The 17627-nt window shown below is 72.1% G+C and carries 9 protein-coding genes; 4 read left to right on the forward strand and 5 right to left on the reverse strand.

The genetic code is table 11. The annotated features are described in order from the left end of the window. The first annotated feature begins 73 nt into the window (after nt 1–73). Complete coding sequence (locus ACIBKY_RS33480) at nt 74–1636, forward strand: MFS transporter (protein ID WP_397102991.1); 1563 nt, start codon at nt 74–76, stop codon at nt 1634–1636. Here the strand turns inward: ACIBKY_RS33480 and ACIBKY_RS33485 are convergent. Next, nucleotides 1621–4872: a BTAD domain-containing putative transcriptional regulator gene (locus ACIBKY_RS33485; RefSeq protein WP_397102993.1), complete on the reverse strand. Its 3252-nt coding sequence runs from the start codon at nt 4870–4872 to the stop codon at nt 1621–1623. The genes ACIBKY_RS33480 and ACIBKY_RS33485 overlap by 16 nt on opposite strands. Before the next feature lie 58 nt (nt 4873–4930). Here ACIBKY_RS33485 and ACIBKY_RS33490 point away from each other — a divergent pair, with 58 nt between their 5' ends. Next, the gene (locus tag ACIBKY_RS33490) at nt 4931–5791 is read left to right on the forward strand and encodes an NAD(P)-dependent oxidoreductase (RefSeq protein ID WP_397102995.1); all 861 of its coding nucleotides are present in this window, start codon (nt 4931–4933) and stop codon (nt 5789–5791) included. Here the strand turns inward: ACIBKY_RS33490 and ACIBKY_RS33495 are convergent. From ACIBKY_RS33495 to ACIBKY_RS33505, 3 genes are read right to left on the reverse strand one after another with little or no spacing between them, the layout of a single operon-like run. After that, entirely contained in the window at nt 5788–7128 is a 1341-nt protein-coding gene (locus ACIBKY_RS33495) for a phosphotransferase (protein WP_397102997.1), read from the reverse strand. The two genes, ACIBKY_RS33490 and ACIBKY_RS33495, sit on opposite strands and share 4 nt — an antisense overlap. A gap of 3 nt (nt 7129–7131) precedes the next feature. Next, a complete protein-coding gene (treS, locus tag ACIBKY_RS33500) occupies nt 7132–8844 on the reverse strand; it encodes a maltose alpha-D-glucosyltransferase (RefSeq protein WP_379612088.1) in 1713 nt (570 codons plus the stop codon). 23 nt (nt 8845–8867) lie between these two features. Then, entirely contained in the window at nt 8868–11003 is a 2136-nt protein-coding gene (locus ACIBKY_RS33505; RefSeq protein ID WP_397102999.1) for an alpha-1,4-glucan--maltose-1-phosphate maltosyltransferase, read from the reverse strand. A gap of 249 nt (nt 11004–11252) precedes the next feature. Between ACIBKY_RS33505 and glgP the strand changes: the two genes are divergently transcribed. Next, nucleotides 11253–13823 carry an alpha-glucan family phosphorylase gene (gene glgP / locus ACIBKY_RS33510; RefSeq protein ID WP_397103001.1) on the forward strand — a complete coding sequence of 857 codons (2571 nt, stop codon included), beginning with the start codon at nt 11253–11255 and terminating at the stop codon, nt 13821–13823. 22 nt (nt 13824–13845) lie between these two features. Further along, complete coding sequence (locus ACIBKY_RS33515) at nt 13846–14721, forward strand: MurR/RpiR family transcriptional regulator (protein ID WP_397103003.1); 876 nt, start codon at nt 13846–13848, stop codon at nt 14719–14721. Here the strand turns inward: ACIBKY_RS33515 and ACIBKY_RS33520 are convergent. Then, entirely contained in the window at nt 14718–17594 is a 2877-nt protein-coding gene (locus tag ACIBKY_RS33520) for an AAA family ATPase (RefSeq protein ID WP_397103005.1), read from the reverse strand. The genes ACIBKY_RS33515 and ACIBKY_RS33520 overlap by 4 nt on opposite strands. Nucleotides 17595–17627 lie beyond the last annotated feature (33 nt).

Consider the following 17627-nt stretch of genomic DNA (forward strand, 5'->3'; position numbering starts at 1 on the left):
GGTGTTGTCCCGGCCGGCAATCGCCGATATCAGGTTGACCTCAAGTCGAGTTGAGCTTTTATCGTCTATTTGCATGAACATGAAACGTGCCGGTCGTCGCGAGTGGACCGGTCTGGCGGTCCTGATCCTGCCGACCCTGCTGATCTCCATTGACGTGTCCGTCTTGCATCTGGCCGTTCCCGCGCTGACCGAGGACTTGCGGCCCAGCGCCGCCCAGCTCTTGTGGATCAACGACATCTACGGCTTTCTCATCGCCGGCTTTCTGATCACGATGGGCAACATCGGCGACCGGATCGGCCGCCGCAAACTGCTGCTGATCGGCGGGGCCGCCTTCGCCGCCGCCTCCGTGCTGGCCGCCTACGCGCCCAGCGCCGAGTTGCTCATCGCCGCGCGCGCCCTGCTCGGTGTCGCCGGCGCCACGCTGATGCCCTCGACGTTGTCGCTGATCAGGAACATGTTCCACGATCCGGCCCAGCGCACGGCCGCGATCAGCCTGTGGATGACCGGCTTCACCGCGGGCATGGTGCTCGGGCCCGTCGTCGGCGGGGCGTTGCTGGAGAACTTCTGGTGGGGGTCGGCGTTCCTGCTGGGCGTGCCGGTCATGGCGATCCTGCTGGTCGCCGGGCCGTTGCTGCTGCCCGAGTACCGCGCGCCGAGCAGCGGCCGCGTCGACGTGGCCAGCGTGGTGCTCTCCGTCGCCGCCGCGCTGCTGGCCATCTACGGGGTCAAGGAGATCGCCACGTACGGCCCCACCTGGCCGGCCGCCGCCACCCTCGTCGTGGGCCTGGCCCTGGCCGCCGTGTTCATCCGCAGGCAGCGTGGGCTCGCCGACCCGCTCCTGGACATGAAGTTGTTCGCCGAGCGCCGGTTCAGCGCCGCGCTCGGGACGCTGATGCTCGTCATCCTGATCGGCCCGCCGCTGGGCCTGCTGGCCGGGCAGTATCTGCAGCTCGTCGAGGGACTGTCCCCGCTGCAGGCGGGGCTCTGGGCGCTGCCCCCGAGCGTCGCCGTGATCATCGGCTTCCTGGTCGCGCCGCTGCTGACCAGGAAGATCCGTCCCGGATACGTGGCCGGCGGCGGGCTGGTCATCGGCGCGGCAGGCGTCGCCCTGCTCACCCAGGTGGACGCGGGCGGCGGCGTCGCGCTCCTGGTCGGCGGCCAGGTGCTGTTCTTCCTGGGCGCCTCGCCGCTGCTGGTCGTCGGCACCGACCTCGTCGTGGGCGCCGCCCCGCCGGAGCGGTCGGGATCGGCCGCCGCGCTGTCGGAGACCGGCCAGGAGTTCGGCGGCGCGCTGGGGCTCGCCGTCTTCGGCAGCATCGCCGCCGCCGTCTACCGGGGCAGCCTGGAACTGCCCGACGGCGTGTCACCGCGGGCGGCCCTCGACACGCTGGGCGGGGCCCTGTCCGCCGCGCGGGACCTCCCCGCGGACACCGGGACCGCGCTGGCGAGCGCCGCCCGCGAGGCGTTCACCACCAGCGTCAACGTCGCCGCCGGTGCCGGGGCAGTGGTTCTCCTGGCCGCGGCCCTGCTGTCGGCCGTGGCCCTGCGCATGGTCCCGCCGACGAGCGCCCAGCCGAGCGAGGAGCCGGAGCACGCCCCGGAGGAGCGGCCCGTTCCCGATCAGGTGGCCCGGTAGGCCAGGTCGAGAACGTCGGACAGGGGCAGGGCGGCCCCGCGGGCGCGCGCCGACATGTACGGCTGCTCGCCCAGCCCCGCCAGCGCATGGGCGGCGATCCGGTCCACGTCGCCCCGCTCGCCCGGCGGTAGTGGCGCCCCGGATCCCTCCCGCAGCGCGGTCGCCTGCCCCAGCAGCACCGCCGCCTGCTCATGACGTCCCTGGAGCGTCCTGGCCCCGGCCACACCCTCCAGGGACAGCGCGATCGCCCGGGGGTCACCCACGGCCCGCGCCGCGGCCAGCCCGTCGAGATGCGAGGCGACCGCGACGTCCGCATGCACCAGCACAGCGGCACGCGGATCACCGCCCAACCCCGCGCCACCTGGACCAGAGCCGACCCCCGCGCCACCTGGACCACCGCCAAGCCCAGCGCCTCCTGGACCAGCGCCCAACCCCGCGCCACCTGGACCGGCTCCAAAGCCCGAACCGCCCTGACCCGTGCCGAAGGCCGCGTTGTCCTGGCCCGTCGCGGCGGTCAGGACGGCGTGGCCGCGTAGTTCGGCGATGAAGCCGAGCTCGGCCAGGATCAGTGCGGCCCCCGGCTCGCCGGCCACCTCGCGCACCCAGCCCAGCCAGCGCCGCAGGTGCCGCTCGGCGTCGTCCAGCCGCCCCTGCCGCCGGGCCGACAGCGCGAGACCGACCTCGGCGTCCTCCTCCGCCGGCCGGTTGGCCTGCTCGACCGCGCGCCTGCGGGCCCGTTCGTGGTAGTCGTCGGCCAGCGCGTAGTCGCCCTCCAGCAGCGCGATCCGCCCGAGCTTGGACAGGATCGAGGTGACGTCGCTCCACAACCCGAGCTCCTCGGCCACCCGCAGCCCCTCGCGCCGCAGCTCGGCCGCCCGCGCGTAGTCACCGACGATCTCGGCCAGCGAGCTGAGCACCTCGGTGGCGCGTGTCTGCCCCCACCGGTCACCGGCGAGCTTGAACAGCTCCAGGCTCCGCTCGGCGTCGGCCCGCAACTCGGCCAGTTCACCGCGCAACATCGCGCGCTTGGCCCGCACGCTGAGCGCGGCGGCCTCGCCCCACGTGTCGCCGATCTCCACGAACGTCTCCAGCGCCGGGCCGATCAGCGAGTCGCTGCACTCCGGGCTCTCGAACCCGAACAGCGCCATCCCCAGGAACCACCCCAGCCTGGCCCGCTGCCCGGGATCGTCGATCTTGCCCAGCTGGGCGGGATCGAGGTCGACGGGATCGCCCATCGACATCGCCACCCCGGCCCACCACATCCGCGTCTGCGGCTCCTCGGCCAGCGACAGCGCCATCTCCAGCGACCGGCGTGCCTCGCCCAGCCTGCCGCGCAGCACCCAATACCAGGCCAGCGCCCGCACGAGGCGGTGCGCCTGCCCGGCCAGCCCCATCGCGGCCGCGGTGTCGAGCGCCGCGCGCAGGTTGGCGGCCTCGGTGTCGAGCGTGTCGAGCCAGCGTTGCTGGTCATGCCCGCGCAGGTACGGCTCGGCCCGCTCGGCCAGCGCGACGTGGTGGTCGAGGTGGCGCCGGCGTACCAGGTCGGACTCGCCCGCCTCCGCCAGCCGTTCGGCCGAATAGGCGGCGACGGACTCCAGCAGCCGGAAGCGCGCCCCGCCCACCACGAGCGAGCGGTCGACCAGCCTGGCCAGCAGGTCGAGCACGTCGAGGCCCGGCTCCGCGCACACCTGCTCCGCCGCCTCCAGCGTGCACCCGTCGGCGTGTACGGCCAGCCGCCGCAACACCAGCCGCTCCGGCTCGCTCAGCAGGTCCCAGCTCCAGTCGATCATCGCCCGGAGCGTCCGCTGCCGCGCCGGCGCGTCCCGCATCCCGGTGCTGAGCAGCCGGAACCGGTCGTCCAGCCGGTCGGCGAGCTGGCGCGGGGACAGGGCGCGCGCCCGCGCGGCGGCCAGCTCGACCGCCAGCGGGATTCCGTCGAGGCGGGCGCAGATCTCGGCCACGGCGGCGTCGCCGGCCAGCCCGCCGCCCGCGCGCACGCTGAACAGCTCGATCGCCGCATCCGGCGTGAGCGGCGGCACGCTCCAGGCGCTCTCGCCGCTGACCCGCAGCGTCTCCTGACTGGTGGCCAGCACGCGCAGCTCGGGCGCGGCCTGCAACAGGTGGCGGGTCAGCGGCGCGACCTGCTCGACCACGTGCTCGCAGTTGTCGAGGACGAGCAGGGCGCGCTTGCCGGACAGGGCGGCGGCGACCCGGTCGGCGACGGACTCCTGCCCGTGGTCGGGCAGCCCGAGCACCTCGCCCACGATCGCCGCCACGCACCGGTCGTCGCGCCGCGGGCGCACGGGCGCCAGTTCGACCAGCCAGGTGCCGTCGGGGAAGGACTGGGCCGACGCGGCGGCGGCGGCCAGGGCCAGCCTGGTCTTGCCGACGCCGCCGGGGCCGGTCAGCGTGACCAGGCGGTTGTCGGCCAGGAGCGCGCGTACCTCGGCCACGGCCTCGTCGCGGCCGATGAGGTCGGTGAGCGGGGCGGGCAGGTTGCTCTGGGCGCGCGTGGGCGCCTGCAGGGCCGGGTCCTGGCGCAGGATCCGGGCGTGCAGGTCGGCGAGCTCGGGTGACGGGTCGAGGCCCAGCTCTTCGGCCAGGCGTTCGCGCAGGTCGGAGTAGGCGGCCAGGGCCTCGCTCTGGCGGCCCTGCCGGTAGAGGGCGCGCATGTGGGCGGCACGCAGCCGTTCGCGCAAGGGGTGCTCGGCCACCAGGTCCGCGACCTCGACCGGCTCGCCGAGGGTCAGCCGCACCTCGGCCAGCTCCTCCAGGGCCGACAGGCGCTGCTCCTCCAGCTTGGCCGCCGCCGGGCGCACCACGTCGTGGTCGGACTGCCCGGCGAAGGCGGGCCCGCGCCACAGGCCGAGCGCCTGGACCAGCGCGTCGGCCCGTGCCCGGGCGTCGGGCGCGGGCGTGGCGAGCAGCGCCTGGAAACGTTCGGCGTCGACGGCCTCTGCGGGCACGTCGAGCACGTATCCGGCGGCGCGGAACTTGATCGCGTCGCGGTCGGCCAGCGCCCCGCGCAGCTGGGACACCTTGACCCGCAGCGCGGCGAGGGCGTCACGCGGCGGCCGCTCGCCCCACAGCTCCTCGACCAGCCGGTCGGCGGAGACCGGCCGCCCACGGTGCACCAGCAGCCCCGCCAGCAGCAGCCGGACCTTCGCCTCCCGCACGGTGAGCGGCTCCCCGGTGGCCGCCCACACCTCCAGGGGCCCCAGCACCCCGAACCGCATAATCCCCCCATAACTCGCTCAGAAGCCGACCATAACCCCATGCCAGCACGCTGGAGCCATGACTGAGATTTCGATCGTCGGCCTGGGCCTCATGGGCACCGCACTCGCCGAGACCCTGCTCAAGGCCGGGCATGAGGTAACCGTATGGAACCGCACCGACAGTAAGACGGAACCCCTGGTCGCGATGGGTGCCAGGCGCGCCGCGAACCTCGCGGAGGCGGTGCGGCCCGGGTCGCTGGTGATCGTGTGCGTCCTCGACTACGACGCCGTCCACGGGCTGCTCGGGGAGACGGATCTGCGGGGTGTGACGCTGGTCAACCTGACCAGTGGGCGGCCGGAGGAGGCCCGCCGTACCGCGGAGTGGGCCGGAGCGCGTGGCGCCGGCTACCTCGACGGCGGTGTGATGGCGGTTCCCCAGATGATCGGCGCGCCCGGGGCACTGATCCTTTACAGCGGCTCCAGGGAGGTGTTCGACCGCTTCGCCGAGCCGCTGGGGCAGCTCGCCGAGGCGCGGTTCGTGGACGCGGACCCCGGGCTCGCGCCGTTGCTGGACATGGCCCTGCTGACCGGCATGTACGGGCAGATCGCGGGCATCACGCAAGCGTTCGCGCTGGTGCGCTCGGCCGGTCTGCCGACGGGCGACTTCGCCTCGACGCTGCTGGTGCCGTGGTTGCGCGCGATGGGCGAGCTGGCGCACCGCTGGGCGGAGGAGGTCGACGCCGGGCAATGGGGCACGGACGTGTCCAACCTGGGAGTGAACAAGGTCGCCCTCGACAGCATCGTGCTGGCCACCCGCGAGCAGGGCATCGAGGACAACCTGCTGGCCCCGCTCAAGCACCTTGTGGACAGGCGGGTCGCCGGCGGCCACCCGGACCATGGCCTGCAGAGCCTCGTCGAGGAGCTCCACCCCGGCCGTTAGCCGAAGGCGGCCAAGGGGATGGAGATCCAGGAGGGGCGGTTACGCGCCTCGTAGACCACCTCGTAGACGGCCTTGCCCAGCTCGAAGGCGCGCAGCAGCGGCACCTGGGCCGCGTCCAGGTTGCCGCCGCCGTTCTTGTACCCGGTCAGGAACGCCTCCCGGTTGTGCGCGGACCAGTCGGCTGCCCGGGGCTCCAGGCGGTCCGCCTCGGGGTGGCCGGCCAGCAGGTGGCGGGCGGCGTAGTCGAAGGAGCGCAGCATCCCCGCCACGTCCCGCAGCGGCGAGGACAAGGCCTTGCGCTCGCCCAGCGGCTGGCCGGGCTCGCCCTCGAAGTCCAGGATGATCCACTCGGTGGTCGTGCGCATGACCTGGCCGAGGTGGTAGTCGCCGTGCACGCGCTGGATGGGCACCTCGACGGCCACTTCGTCCAGGTCCTGGAAGGCGGCCTCGATCGGCCCGGCGTGCTCGCGCAGCACCGGCACCTCCGCGATGGCCCGGCCCAGGCGGCGGCGGAAGTCCTCGGCCATGCGCTTGATCTCGTGCGGCTCCACGGTCGAGGTCGGGAAGGCGGCGGCCAGCTCCCCGTGGATGCGCGCGGTGGCGGCGCCCAGCCGTTCCGCCTCGGCGGCGAAGTCGCCGCCCGCCTCCGCGGCGAGCACGCGCTCGCCGGACTCGGCCACGGGCTCGGGCATCGCGTAAAGATCACGTACGCTGGTGAGGGCCAGGTCCCAGCCGTCGTTGGCGGTGGACAGGAACTCCTGCATGATCGCGAACGTGGTCGCGGTCCCGTCGAGTTCCCCCTCGATCCACCCGTACGGCTGCGCGATGTGCGGCGCGTTCCTGGCCGCCAGGGCCCGGACGATCTCCAGCTCGGGGTTCACGCCGGGGATGAGCCGCCGGAAGAGCTTGCAGATGTACGCGTCGCCGTACACCAGAGAGGTGTTGGACTGTTCGGCGCCCAGCACGAGGCTGCGCGGCGAGGTGTCGACGGCGACGCCGGGGATGTGGCGCAGGCGCAGGCCGCCGGCTGAGGCGTTGCGGGCCATGCCGTCGAGCAGCCAGCCGGTGCGGTCGGCGTCGTGCGCCGCGTCGTAGTGGTACCTGTCGTCGATGACGCCGATCAGGGCGTGCGACAGCCTCTCCGGGAGTTCGTCACGGATGCCGAGCAGGAGCTGGTAGCGCTCGCGTGAGCCGTCCTGCCAGACCGCGAAGATCACGTGCTGGAGTCCGGGCTCCAGCACGACGTCCGAGTCGACCGACACCGAGTCGATCGGGCGCCCCTTGCCGCCGAACCAGCGCTGCTGTGGAAGCCATGCGGCAAGGAGCTGCTCCAGCACGTCTTACTCCTCCTGGGCTCTGGCCGGTGGGAGAGTGAACCAGTAGAACCCATGCCCAGGAAGCGTCAAAAGATACGGAAGTTCGCCAATCGGTGGGAAAGGTACCCCGCCCATGGTCTCGACCGGTGAGACGCCGGTGAATCTGCGCAGGTCCAGCTCGACCGGCTGGGGGAAGCGCGAGAGGTTGTTGACGCACAACATGCGGTCGTCACCCAGTTCGCGCACGAAGGCCAGCACGCTCGGGTTGGAGGAGTTCAGCTCGATGAACTCGCCCAGGCCGAAGACCGGGTGCCGCTTGCGGATCTCGATCATGCGCTTGGTCCAGTGGAGCAGCGAGCCGCCGTTCTTCTGCTGGGCCTCGACGTTGATGGCCTGGTAGCCGTAGATCGGGTCCATGATGACCGGCAGGTAGAGCCGCCCCGGGTCGCAGTCGGAGAAGCCCGCGTTGCGGTCGGGGTCCCACTGCATCGGGGTGCGTACGCCGTCACGGTCGCCGAGCCAGATGTTGTCCCCCATGCCGATCTCGTCGCCGTAGTACAACACGGGCGAGCCGGGCAGCGACAGCAGCAACGCCGTGAACAGCTCGATCTGGTTGCGGTCGTTCTCCAGCAGCGGTGCCAGGCGCCGCCGGATGCCGACGTTGGCGCGCATGCGCGGGTCCTTGGCGTACTCGGAGTACATGTAGTCGCGTTCCTCGTCCGTGACCATCTCGAGCGTCAGCTCGTCGTGGTTGCGGAGGAAGATGCCCCATTGGCAGTTCTCCGGGATCTTCGGCGTCTGGGCCAGGATCTCGGAGATCGGGTAGCGCGACTCCCGTCGTACCGCCATGAAGATGCGCGGCATCAGCGGGAAGTGGAAGGCCATGTGGCACTCGTCGCCGCCGCCCACCGGGTCGCCGAAGTACTCCACCACGTCCGATGGCCACTGGTTGGCCTCGGCCAGCAGGACGCGGTCGGGGTAGAGGCGGTCGACCTCGGCCCGCACCCGCTTGAGGTAGGCGTGGGTCTTCGGCAGGTTCTCGCAGTTGGTGCCGTCCTCCTCGAACAGGTAGGGGATGGCGTCCATGCGGAACCCGTCGATGCCGAGGTCGAGCCAGAACCTCAGGACCTCCAGCATCGCCTCCTGCACGGCCGGGTTCTCGTAGTTGAGGTCCGGCTGGTGGTGGAAGAAGCGGTGCCAGTAGTACTGGCCGCGCACGGGGTCGTAGGTCCAGTTGGACGTCTCGGTGTCGATGAAGATGATCCGGGCGTCCTGGTACTTCTCATCGTTGTCGTTCCAGACGTAGAAGTCGCCGAACGGGCCCTCGGGGTCGTGCCGGGAGGCCTGGAACCAGGGGTGGGCGTCGCTGGTGTGGTTCATCACCAGGTCGGCGACGACCCGCATGCCGCGCTTGTGCGCCTCGTCGACCAGCTTCACGAAGTCCCCGAGGTCCCCGAACTCCGGGAGGATCTTCATGAAGTCGGCGATGTCGTAGCCGCCGTCGCGCAGCGGCGACTCGTACAAGGGCAACAGCCATAGACAGTCGACGCCCAGCCACTGAAGGTAGTCGAGGCGTTGGATGAGGCCCTTGATGTCGCCGGTACCGTCTCCGTTGGAGTCGGCGAAACCCCGGATGAGCACCTCGTAGAAGACCGCGCGTTTGTACCAGTGGGGGTCGCGGGGCTTTTCCTCGTCGAAGGTGTTGGGGATGGCAGCGGAGTTCACGGTGTCTGACAAGTTGGACTCCCCGAAAGGCTTCGTTACCTGTGAGCCGCTCGCACGGTGAAGATGTGCGCCGGGTGGATATGGGGGTCGAGGCGCACGTAGTTCTGCTGCCGCCACCGGTACGACTCACCTGTGAGCTCGTCGTCCACGACGAACTCGGCGTTCCAGTCGAGTCCGAGGGCGGGCAGGTCGAGTTCGACCGTTGCCTCATGGGTGTTGTGCGGATCCAGGTTGATGACCGCCAGGACGACGTCGCCCAAGCCGTGCCGTCGTGTGGCCGTGTCAAAGGCGCCGGGAAGTCGCTTGGAGAAGCAGACCATGTCCGGGTGGTCAACCCTGTGGAAGTGTAGATTACGCAATTCCTGAAGTGCTGGGTGAGCTCTTCGGAACAAATTCAGATGGGTGATGAAGGGGGCGAGACTGCGGCCTTCTCGCTCTGCTGCCACCCAATCGCGTGGTCTGTACTGATATTTCTCACTATCTAGGTATTCTTCGCTGCCCGGCCGTACCGGGACGTTCTCCGCGAGCTCGTACCCCGAGTAGACGCCCCACGTGGGCGAGCACAGCGCGGCGAGGACGGCGCGGATCTTGAACGCGGGCACACCCCCGTGCTGCAGGTACTCGTGCAGGATGTCCGGAGTGTTCACGAACAGGTTCGGCCGCAGGTAGTGCGAGGTCTCGCGGGACAGCTCCGACAGGTAGCTCTCCACGTCCTGCTTGGAGTTCTTCCACGTGAAGTACGTGTACGACTGGTGGTACCCGATCTTCGCCAGCGTCTGGAGCATGGGCGGCCTGGTGAACGCCTCGGCCAGGAAGACCACGTCGGGGTCGGTCGTGTGGACGTCGGCCAGCAGCCGCTCCCAGAACGCCACCGGCTTGGTGTGCGGGTTGTCCACGCGGAAGATCCGCACCCCGTGGTCCATCCAGTGCCGCAGCACCCGCTTGACCTCGGTGTAGATGCCCTCGGGATCCCTGTCGAAGTTGAGCGGGTAGATGTCCTGGTACTTCTTGGGCGGGTTCTCCGCGTACGCGATCGTGCCGTCTGCCCGGATCGTGAACCACTCCGGGTGCTCCTTGACCCACGGGTGGTCGGGGGCGCACTGCAGCGCGAAGTCGAGCGCCACCTCCATCCCCAGCTCGCGGGTGCGTCCGACGAACTCGTCGAAGTCCTCGATGGTGCCGAGGTCGGGGTGGATCGCGTCGTGGCCGCCGTCCTCGGAGCCGATGGCCCAGGGAGAGCCGGGGTCGTCGGGCTCGGGGGTGAGGGTGTTGTTGCGGCCCTTGCGGAAGGCGTGGCCGATCGGGTGGATCGGGGGCAGGTAGACGACGTCGAAGCCCATGCGGGCGACGGCGGGCAGGCGCTTGGCGGCGGTCTGGAAATTTCCGGACTTGCTGATGCCCTCGGCGTCCACGATCGCGCCCTCGGACCGGGGGAAGAACTCGTACCACGAGCCGTACAGGGCCCGGCGCCGCTCCACCCTGATCCGTTGCTGCTTGGACCGTGTCACCAGGTCGCGCAGCGGGTGGGCGGCCAGGAGCGCGGCCGTCTCCGGCAACTGGGCGATCGACAGCCGCGCCCGGGGGTCGAGGTCCTCGTCGCGCAGGGTCGCCGAGACCGACAGCAACGCCACCCGGTGCCCGCACGGGCTCTCGCCGGGCGCGCCCGCCGCCGGCGTGTCGTCGGCCATGGCGGAGGAGGAGGCGGCGGCGGAGGTGGTGGCGGCGGTGGTGGCGGAGGTGGTGCGGGCGGGGCGCAGCGGGTGGGGGCAGTCGGCCGGCCGTACGGCGCGGGCGGCGCGCTCGAACAGGCGCGCGCCCTCCTCGCACATCAGGTCGCTGTCCATCCCGCGCGGGATCTTGATCCCCGCGTCGTGCAGCCACGTGGCGATCGGGTCGCTCCACGCCTCCACGCGGAACTGCCAGTCGCCCTCGTCGGCCAAGGTGACGGGCACCGCCCAGTGATCGGTCCCCTTGCCCTGTTCGAGCATGGGTCTCAGCCGCCCGCGCAGGCCGTCGGGCGAGGTGAGCACGACCCCGGCCGCCACGGCGTCGTGTCCCTCCCGGAACACGGTGGCGGAGATCTCGAAGGTCTCACCAGCTACCGACTTCGCGGGCCACTGCCCGCATCCGACGACAGGCTGGATGTCCGTGATGGGAATTCGTCCGATCATCGCTTCCGTTCTCATGGCTCGGGTCCGCGTAGAGCAGATACGTGGCAGGAACGATCCTTGCATCTCGATGCGGGAGGCGGCGGAAGCCACCCAAGTGTGTCCCCGGGACGGCCATATGGGGGAGTTGCCCCAATAGTCCCGCTTCATGCTTCTGGTCGGTAGGGGGTTTGAAGGGGTATGCGCATGGTGAGGGACTCAGAGGTCCCGATCACCTCGTGCTCGCCCCTTCGACGCCCTAGGGTTCCCAACGTGAGAGCTATCCGCAGGTTCACCGTCCGCACCGTCCTGCCCGCGGAGCTGGCCGCACTCGGCGAGCTCGTCCACAATCTCCGCTGGTCATGGCACCCGGAGACGACGGACCTGTTCGCCGAGGTCGACCCACAGCTGTGGCGTCAGGTCGGGCATGATCCCGTCGCCCTGCTGGGCGCCGTCGACCCCGCCAGACTGCGCGAGCTGGCCGCCGACCGCCGTTTCCTGCGCCGTCTCGCCGACGCAGCCGACGATCTGCGCGAGTACATGACCGCGCCCCGGTGGTACCAGACGCTCTCCGACGCGCCGAGCGCCGTCGCCTACTTTTCTCCCGAGTACGGCATAGCCGCCGCCCTGCCCCAGTACTCCGGCGGCCTCGGCATCCTGGCGGGCGACCACCTGAAGGCCGCCAGCGACCTGGGCGTGCCCATCCTGGCCGTCGGCCTGCTCTATCGCCACGGCTACTTCACCCAGTCGCTGTCCCCCGAGGGCTGGCAGCTGGAGCACTATCCCTCACTCGACCCGGGCGGCCTGCCGCTGACCCTGCTCAAGGACGTACACGTCCGCGTGGGACTGCCCGGCGGACGCACCCTGCACGCCCAGGTCTGGGCGGCCCAGGTGGGCCGGGTGCCGCTGCTGCTGCTCGACTCCGACGTGGCCGAGAACGACGCCGCCGCCCGCGACGTCACCGACCGCCTCTACGGCGGCGGCACCGACCACCGCCTCATGCAGGAGCTCCTGCTCGGCATCGGCGGCGTACGCGCCATCCGCGCCTACTGCGAGATCACCGGTCACCCCGAGCCCGAGGTCTTCCACACCAACGAGGGACACGCCGGATTCCTCGGCCTGGAGCGCATCCGCGAGCTGACCGAGGCCAGGCTGAGCTTCGACGAGGCCCTGGAGGCGGTACGCGCCGGCACCGTCTTCACCACCCACACCCCGGTCCCCGCGGGCATCGACCGCTTCCCCGTCGAGATGATCGAGCGGCAGTTCGGCGGCGACAACTCCTGGCCCACGGTTCCGGTCGACCGCATCCTGGCGCTCGGCGAGGAGGCGGAGCCCGACCGCTTCAACATGGCGATCATGGGCATGCGGCTGGCCCAGCGGGTCAACGGCGTCTCCGAGCTGCACGGCGAGGTCAGCAGGGAGATGTTCCACACCCTGTGGCCGGGCTTCGACCTCGACGAGATCCCGATCGGCTCGATCACCAACGGCGTGCACGCGCCGACCTGGGTGGGCCGCGAGCTCATGGAACTGGCCGGCCGCGAGCTGCCCGCCCTGATCGAGCGGGCCCAGGGCTGGGAGGGCGTACAGAAGATCCCGGACTCCGAGCTCTGGGCGATCCGCGGCATCCTGCGCCGCCGCCTGGTCGAGGGCGCCCGCGAACGGCTGCGCGCCTCCTGGCGGGCCCGGGGCTCCTCCGACGCCGAGCTCGGCTGGATCGACGAGGCACTCGACCCCGACGTGCTGACCATCGGCTTCGCCCGCCGCGTGCCGTCCTACAAGCGGCTGACGCTCATGCTCTCCGACATCGAGCGGCTGAAGACCCTGCTGCTCGACCCGGACAAGCCCGTGCAGATCCTGATCGCGGGCAAGGCCCACCCGGCCGACGAGGGCGGCAAGAAGCTCATCCAGCAGATCGTGACCTTCGCCGACGCCGAGGACGTGCGCCACCGCATCGTCTTCCTGCCCGACTACGACATGGCACTCGGCCAGCTGCTCGTCCAGGGCTGTGACGTCTGGCTGAACAACCCGCTGCGCCCGCTGGAGGCCAGCGGCACCTCGGGCATGAAGTCGGCGCTGAACGGCGGCCTCAACCTGTCGATCCGCGACGGCTGGTGGGACGAGTGGTACGACGGCACCAACGGCTGGGCCATCCCCACCGCCGACGGTGTCACCGACCCCGACCGCCGCGACGAACTGGAGGCGGCCGGCCTCTACGACCTCATCGAGCACCAGGTCGCCGACCGCTTCTACGACCGCTCACCCGAGGGCCTGCCCAGGCGCTGGCTGGAGATGGTCAAGCACACGCTCGCCTCGCTGGGCCCGAAGGTGCTGGCCGGCCGCATGCTGCGCGACTACGTGGTCGGCCTCTACGCGCCCGCCGCCGCATCGGCCCGCGCCCTGTCCGCCGACGGGTACGCGCCCGCCAAGTCGTTCGCCGCCTGGCGGCTGCGGGTGACACGGGCCTGGCCGGGGGTCAGGGTCGAGCACGTTGAGGCGTCGGGTGTCGGCGACACGCCCGAGGTGGGCGCCGCCCTGGACCTGCGCGCCACGATCGCGCTGGGCGACCTCGACCCCTCCGACGTCATGGTGGAGGCGGCCTACGGCAGGGTCGGCCCGCACGACGAGCTGATCCATCCCGGCTACCTGGAGCTCACGCTCGACGGGCACACCGGGGACGACGGCCGCGCCCACTACACGGGCACGATTCCGCTCGACAACACCGGCGCCTTCGGCTACACCGTCCGCGTGGTGCCCTCGCATCCGCTGGCGGTCGCGCGGGCCGAACTCGGGCTCATCGCCGTACCCGAGGAACCCGCGGGTATGACGAACGGCACACTGCGCTGACATTGGCCCCATAATCGATTTTGTGGACGACAGTCGCGACGGCATGCGTGCCGACACCCTGGTGGCCACGGTCCGAGGTGTGCTGCCGTCGCTGACGCCCGCCGCCCAGACCGTGGCCCGGCTGATCCTGGAGGATCCCGCGACCGTGGCGCGCAGCACGATCACCGAGCTGTCGGCCGCTTCCGGCACCAGCGAGGCCACGATCGTGCGGACCGCCCGGCTGCTCGGATTCGCCGGGTACCCGCAGCTGCGCCTGGCGCTGGCGGCCGCCGCGGCCCAGCCGGACCGGCTGGTGCCCGGCGACCTGGCCCCCGACGATCCGCTGTCGGAGGTCATCCACAAGGTCGCCCGCGCCGAGTCCGAGGCGATCAACGACACGGTGGCGCAGCTGACCTCCGAGCGGCTGGGCCTGGTCGTCGACGCGATCGTCGGCGCCCGCCGGGTGGACGCCTACGGGGTCGGCGCCTCCGGGCTGGTGGCCATGGACATGGCGCAGAAGCTGCTGCGCATCGGCATGTCCAGCCACGCCTTCCAGGACGCCCACCTCGCGCTGACCAGTGCCGTCCTGCTCAAGCCCGGTGACGTGGCGATCGGCATCAGCACCTCGGGGGAGACGCCCGACGTGCTGGAGCCGCTCGGACGGGCGGGCGAGGCCGGAGCCACCACGGTCGCGATCACCAACAACCCGCGCTCGTCCATCGCGGAGCTGGCCGAGCACGTGCTGATCTCCGCCGGGCGGGAGACCGAGTTCCGTCCTGCCGCCATGGCCAGCCGCATCAGCCAGCTCGTCATGGTCGACTGCGTGTTCGTGGGCGTCGCCCAGCGCACGTTCGACTCCTCGCAGGAGGCGTTGCAGAGCACCCGGCAGGCGGTCGCGGACTTCGTCAAGAAGCGTTAGCCGGCGCCGGTGAGGTCGAGGCGGGCCAGCTCGCGGCGGTTGCCGACGCCCAGCTTCGGATAGGCCTTGTACAGGTGGTGCTCCACCGTGCGCTTGCTCAGGAACAGCTGGGCGGCGATCTCCCGGCTGCTGTGGCCCTCGGCGGCCAGCCGTACCACCTGGAGTTCTTGGGCGGTCAGGCGGTCGCGCGGGTTGGTCGCGGTCGCCTCGGCCACCGGGACGCTGTCGCCGGTCGCCCGGAGTTCGGCGCGGGCCCGCTCGGCCCAGGGGGTGGCGCGGAGCCGTTCGAAGATCTCCAGCGCGGAGCGCAGGGGCGTGCGGGCGTCGCTGCGCCGCCTGGCCCGCCGCAGCCACTCGCCGTAGAGCAGCTCGGTCCGCGCCCGCTCGAACGGCCGCCCCGGCCCTTCCCGATGCAGCCGTACGGCCCGCGAGAACAACTCCTCAACCCCGGACCCGGCACCCACCTCGCCCTCAGACCCGGACCCGGCACCCTCCCGGTCCCCGGGCCCGGCCGGCTTCCCGGCCTCGGCGCCCTTCCCGGCTCCGGCTTCGGATCCGGTCACCCCTGGCCCGGTCGCCCCTGGTCCGGTTGCCTCTGGCCCGGTCGCCCCTGGCCCGGTTGCCTCTGGTCCGGTCACCCCTGAGGTGGCCACCCCGGAGGTGGGCAGGGTGGGGTCGGTGGTCAGGGCCTGGCTTCTGGCGGCCACTGCCAGGGCCCAGGGCTGGCCGGTGGCCTCGGCCCAGGCGGTGAAGCGGCGCAACGGGGCCTGGGCGCGGTCGGGGCGGCCGAGCCGTACCGCGGCCTCGATCTGGTCGGCGGCGGCGGTGATGAGGTCGAGGCCGTTCGCGCCCGGCCCTCGCCAGGCGCTCTCCAGCCGGGACAGGGCCGGCTCGTAGTCGCCCAGGCCCAGGTCGAGGAGGCTGAGGGTGATGGCGGTGCCGGCGTGTTCCTCGTCGGGCGCCTGGGCGGCGAGGTCACGGCAGGTGCCGGCGTCGCCCTCGATGGCGGCGATCCGCGCGGGGACGGCCTTCAACCAGGGCAGGTCCTGGGGCAGCCCGGTGTCCCTGACGATCTCCGCCGCCTCGGCCACGGCCATCTCGGCCTCGCGGTGCAGCCCGGCGCGTACCTGTGTCTCGGCGAGCACCCGCAACGCCTCGGGGAGGGCGCCCACCAGGCCGCGCTCGCGGCAGCGGGCCACCTCGGCGGCGGCCAGCGCCAGCGTGGCGGCGTCGTCGCCGACGATCACGCCGGTGTACATGGCCTCGGCGGTCCTGCCCGCCTCCGGTTCGGCGAGGAACCCGGCCAGCTGCGGCAGCCCGCCGGCGTAGTCCTCGTCCATGAGCCGCGCCAGCCCGTACACCATGGGGTCGGGCCGGCCGATCTCTCGCAGGCTCGCGGCGGCGGTGCGCACCGCCGCGGACTCGCACGAGAACCACGCGTACGTCGCGCCCGCGCGCAGCATCTCGGCCGCGCGGTCCGTCTCGGCCTGCCCGGCCCGCTCCATCAGCAGGTGTACGGCCCGCCCCCGCTCACCCAGCTCGAACAACGCGGCCGCGCGCACCTGGGCCAGCTCCGCCAGCCCCGTCCCGTGCGCCGGCGCGGTCCTGGCCAGCTCCTCCGCCTGCTCGGACAGCTCCGCCGCCTGGGCGGGATGCCCGGCGCTGAGCGCGGCGCCGGCGGCGTGGCCCAGGTGCGCGATCTGGGCGGCGTCGCCGGGTGACAGGCGGGCGGCCTGGCGGTAGAGGCGTACGGCGGCGGAGTACGCGCCGCGCCCGAGCGCCCGCCCGGCGGCGTCGGCCACCTCGGCGGCGACGTCCTCGTCGGGCGCGGTGGTGGCGGCCGAGAGGTGGTGGACCCGGCAGTCGGCGGTGGCGCTCGCCTGGGCCAGCGCGCGGTGGACTTCGACCCGGCGGGCCATCGGCGCGCCCTGGTAGGCGGCGGTGGCGATCAGCGGGTGCCGGAACGCGAGCGTGTCGTCGATCACCTGCACCAGGCCGGCCCGCTCGGCCGGCTCCAGGTCCTCAAGGCCGACGCCCAGGACCTTCCCGGCGTTCACCAGCATCGGCAGGTCGCCGCGTCCCTCGGCGGCGGCGATGAGCATCATGCGCCGCGTACGCTCCGGCAGGTTCACGATCTGGGCGCGGAAGGAGCCGAGTACCCGCTCGGCCACGTGCAGGTGGACCGAGGGGGCCGGCCTGTCGCGCTGGGCGGCGGCGAACTCGATCAGCGCCAGCGGGTTGCCCGCCGCCTCGTCGATCACGTGCCGGCGCATCGCGGCTGCCAGGCCGTGCTCGGTGAGCAGTTCGGCCGCGCCGGCCGCGTCGAGCCGGGACGGCCGCACCTCGGCCAGCCCGGCGGCGGCGAAGCCGTCCTCCCGCGTGGCGAACACCAGGGCCACTCCCTCGGCGCCCAGGCGCCTGGCCGCGAACAGCAGCGCTTCCGCACTGGCCTGGTCGAGCCACTGGGCGTCGTCGGCCAGGCACAGCAGCGGTTCGTCCTCGGCCAGGTCGGCCAGCAGGCTCAGGGTCGCCAGGCCGGTCAGGAACCGGTCGGGGGCCGGCTCGCCCGCCGCGCCGCCGCCGCTCAGCACGGCCTTCAGCACGTCCGCCTGTGGGGCCGGCAGCCGGTCGAGGCGCTCGCGAACCGGCCACACCAGGCGGGCCAGCCCGGCCAGCGCCAGGTCGGCTTCCTGCTCGATCCCGGTCACGCGCAGCACGCGGAGCCCGGTCGCCTGCCGTTCCGCCCAGTCGAGGAGCGCGGTCTTGCCGATGCCGGGCTCGCCGCGGATCACCAGCGCGCCGCTGCGCCCGTCGCGTGCCCGCGCGATGAGATCCGCGAGCCCGGCCTGCTCGGTGGTCCTGCCGTACAGCACGCGTCCTCCTAAGTACACGGACCAGTAAACCGT

This window comes from Nonomuraea sp. NPDC050394 (genome assembly GCF_044459065.1).
GTDB lineage: Bacteria > Actinomycetota > Actinomycetes > Streptosporangiales > Streptosporangiaceae > Nonomuraea.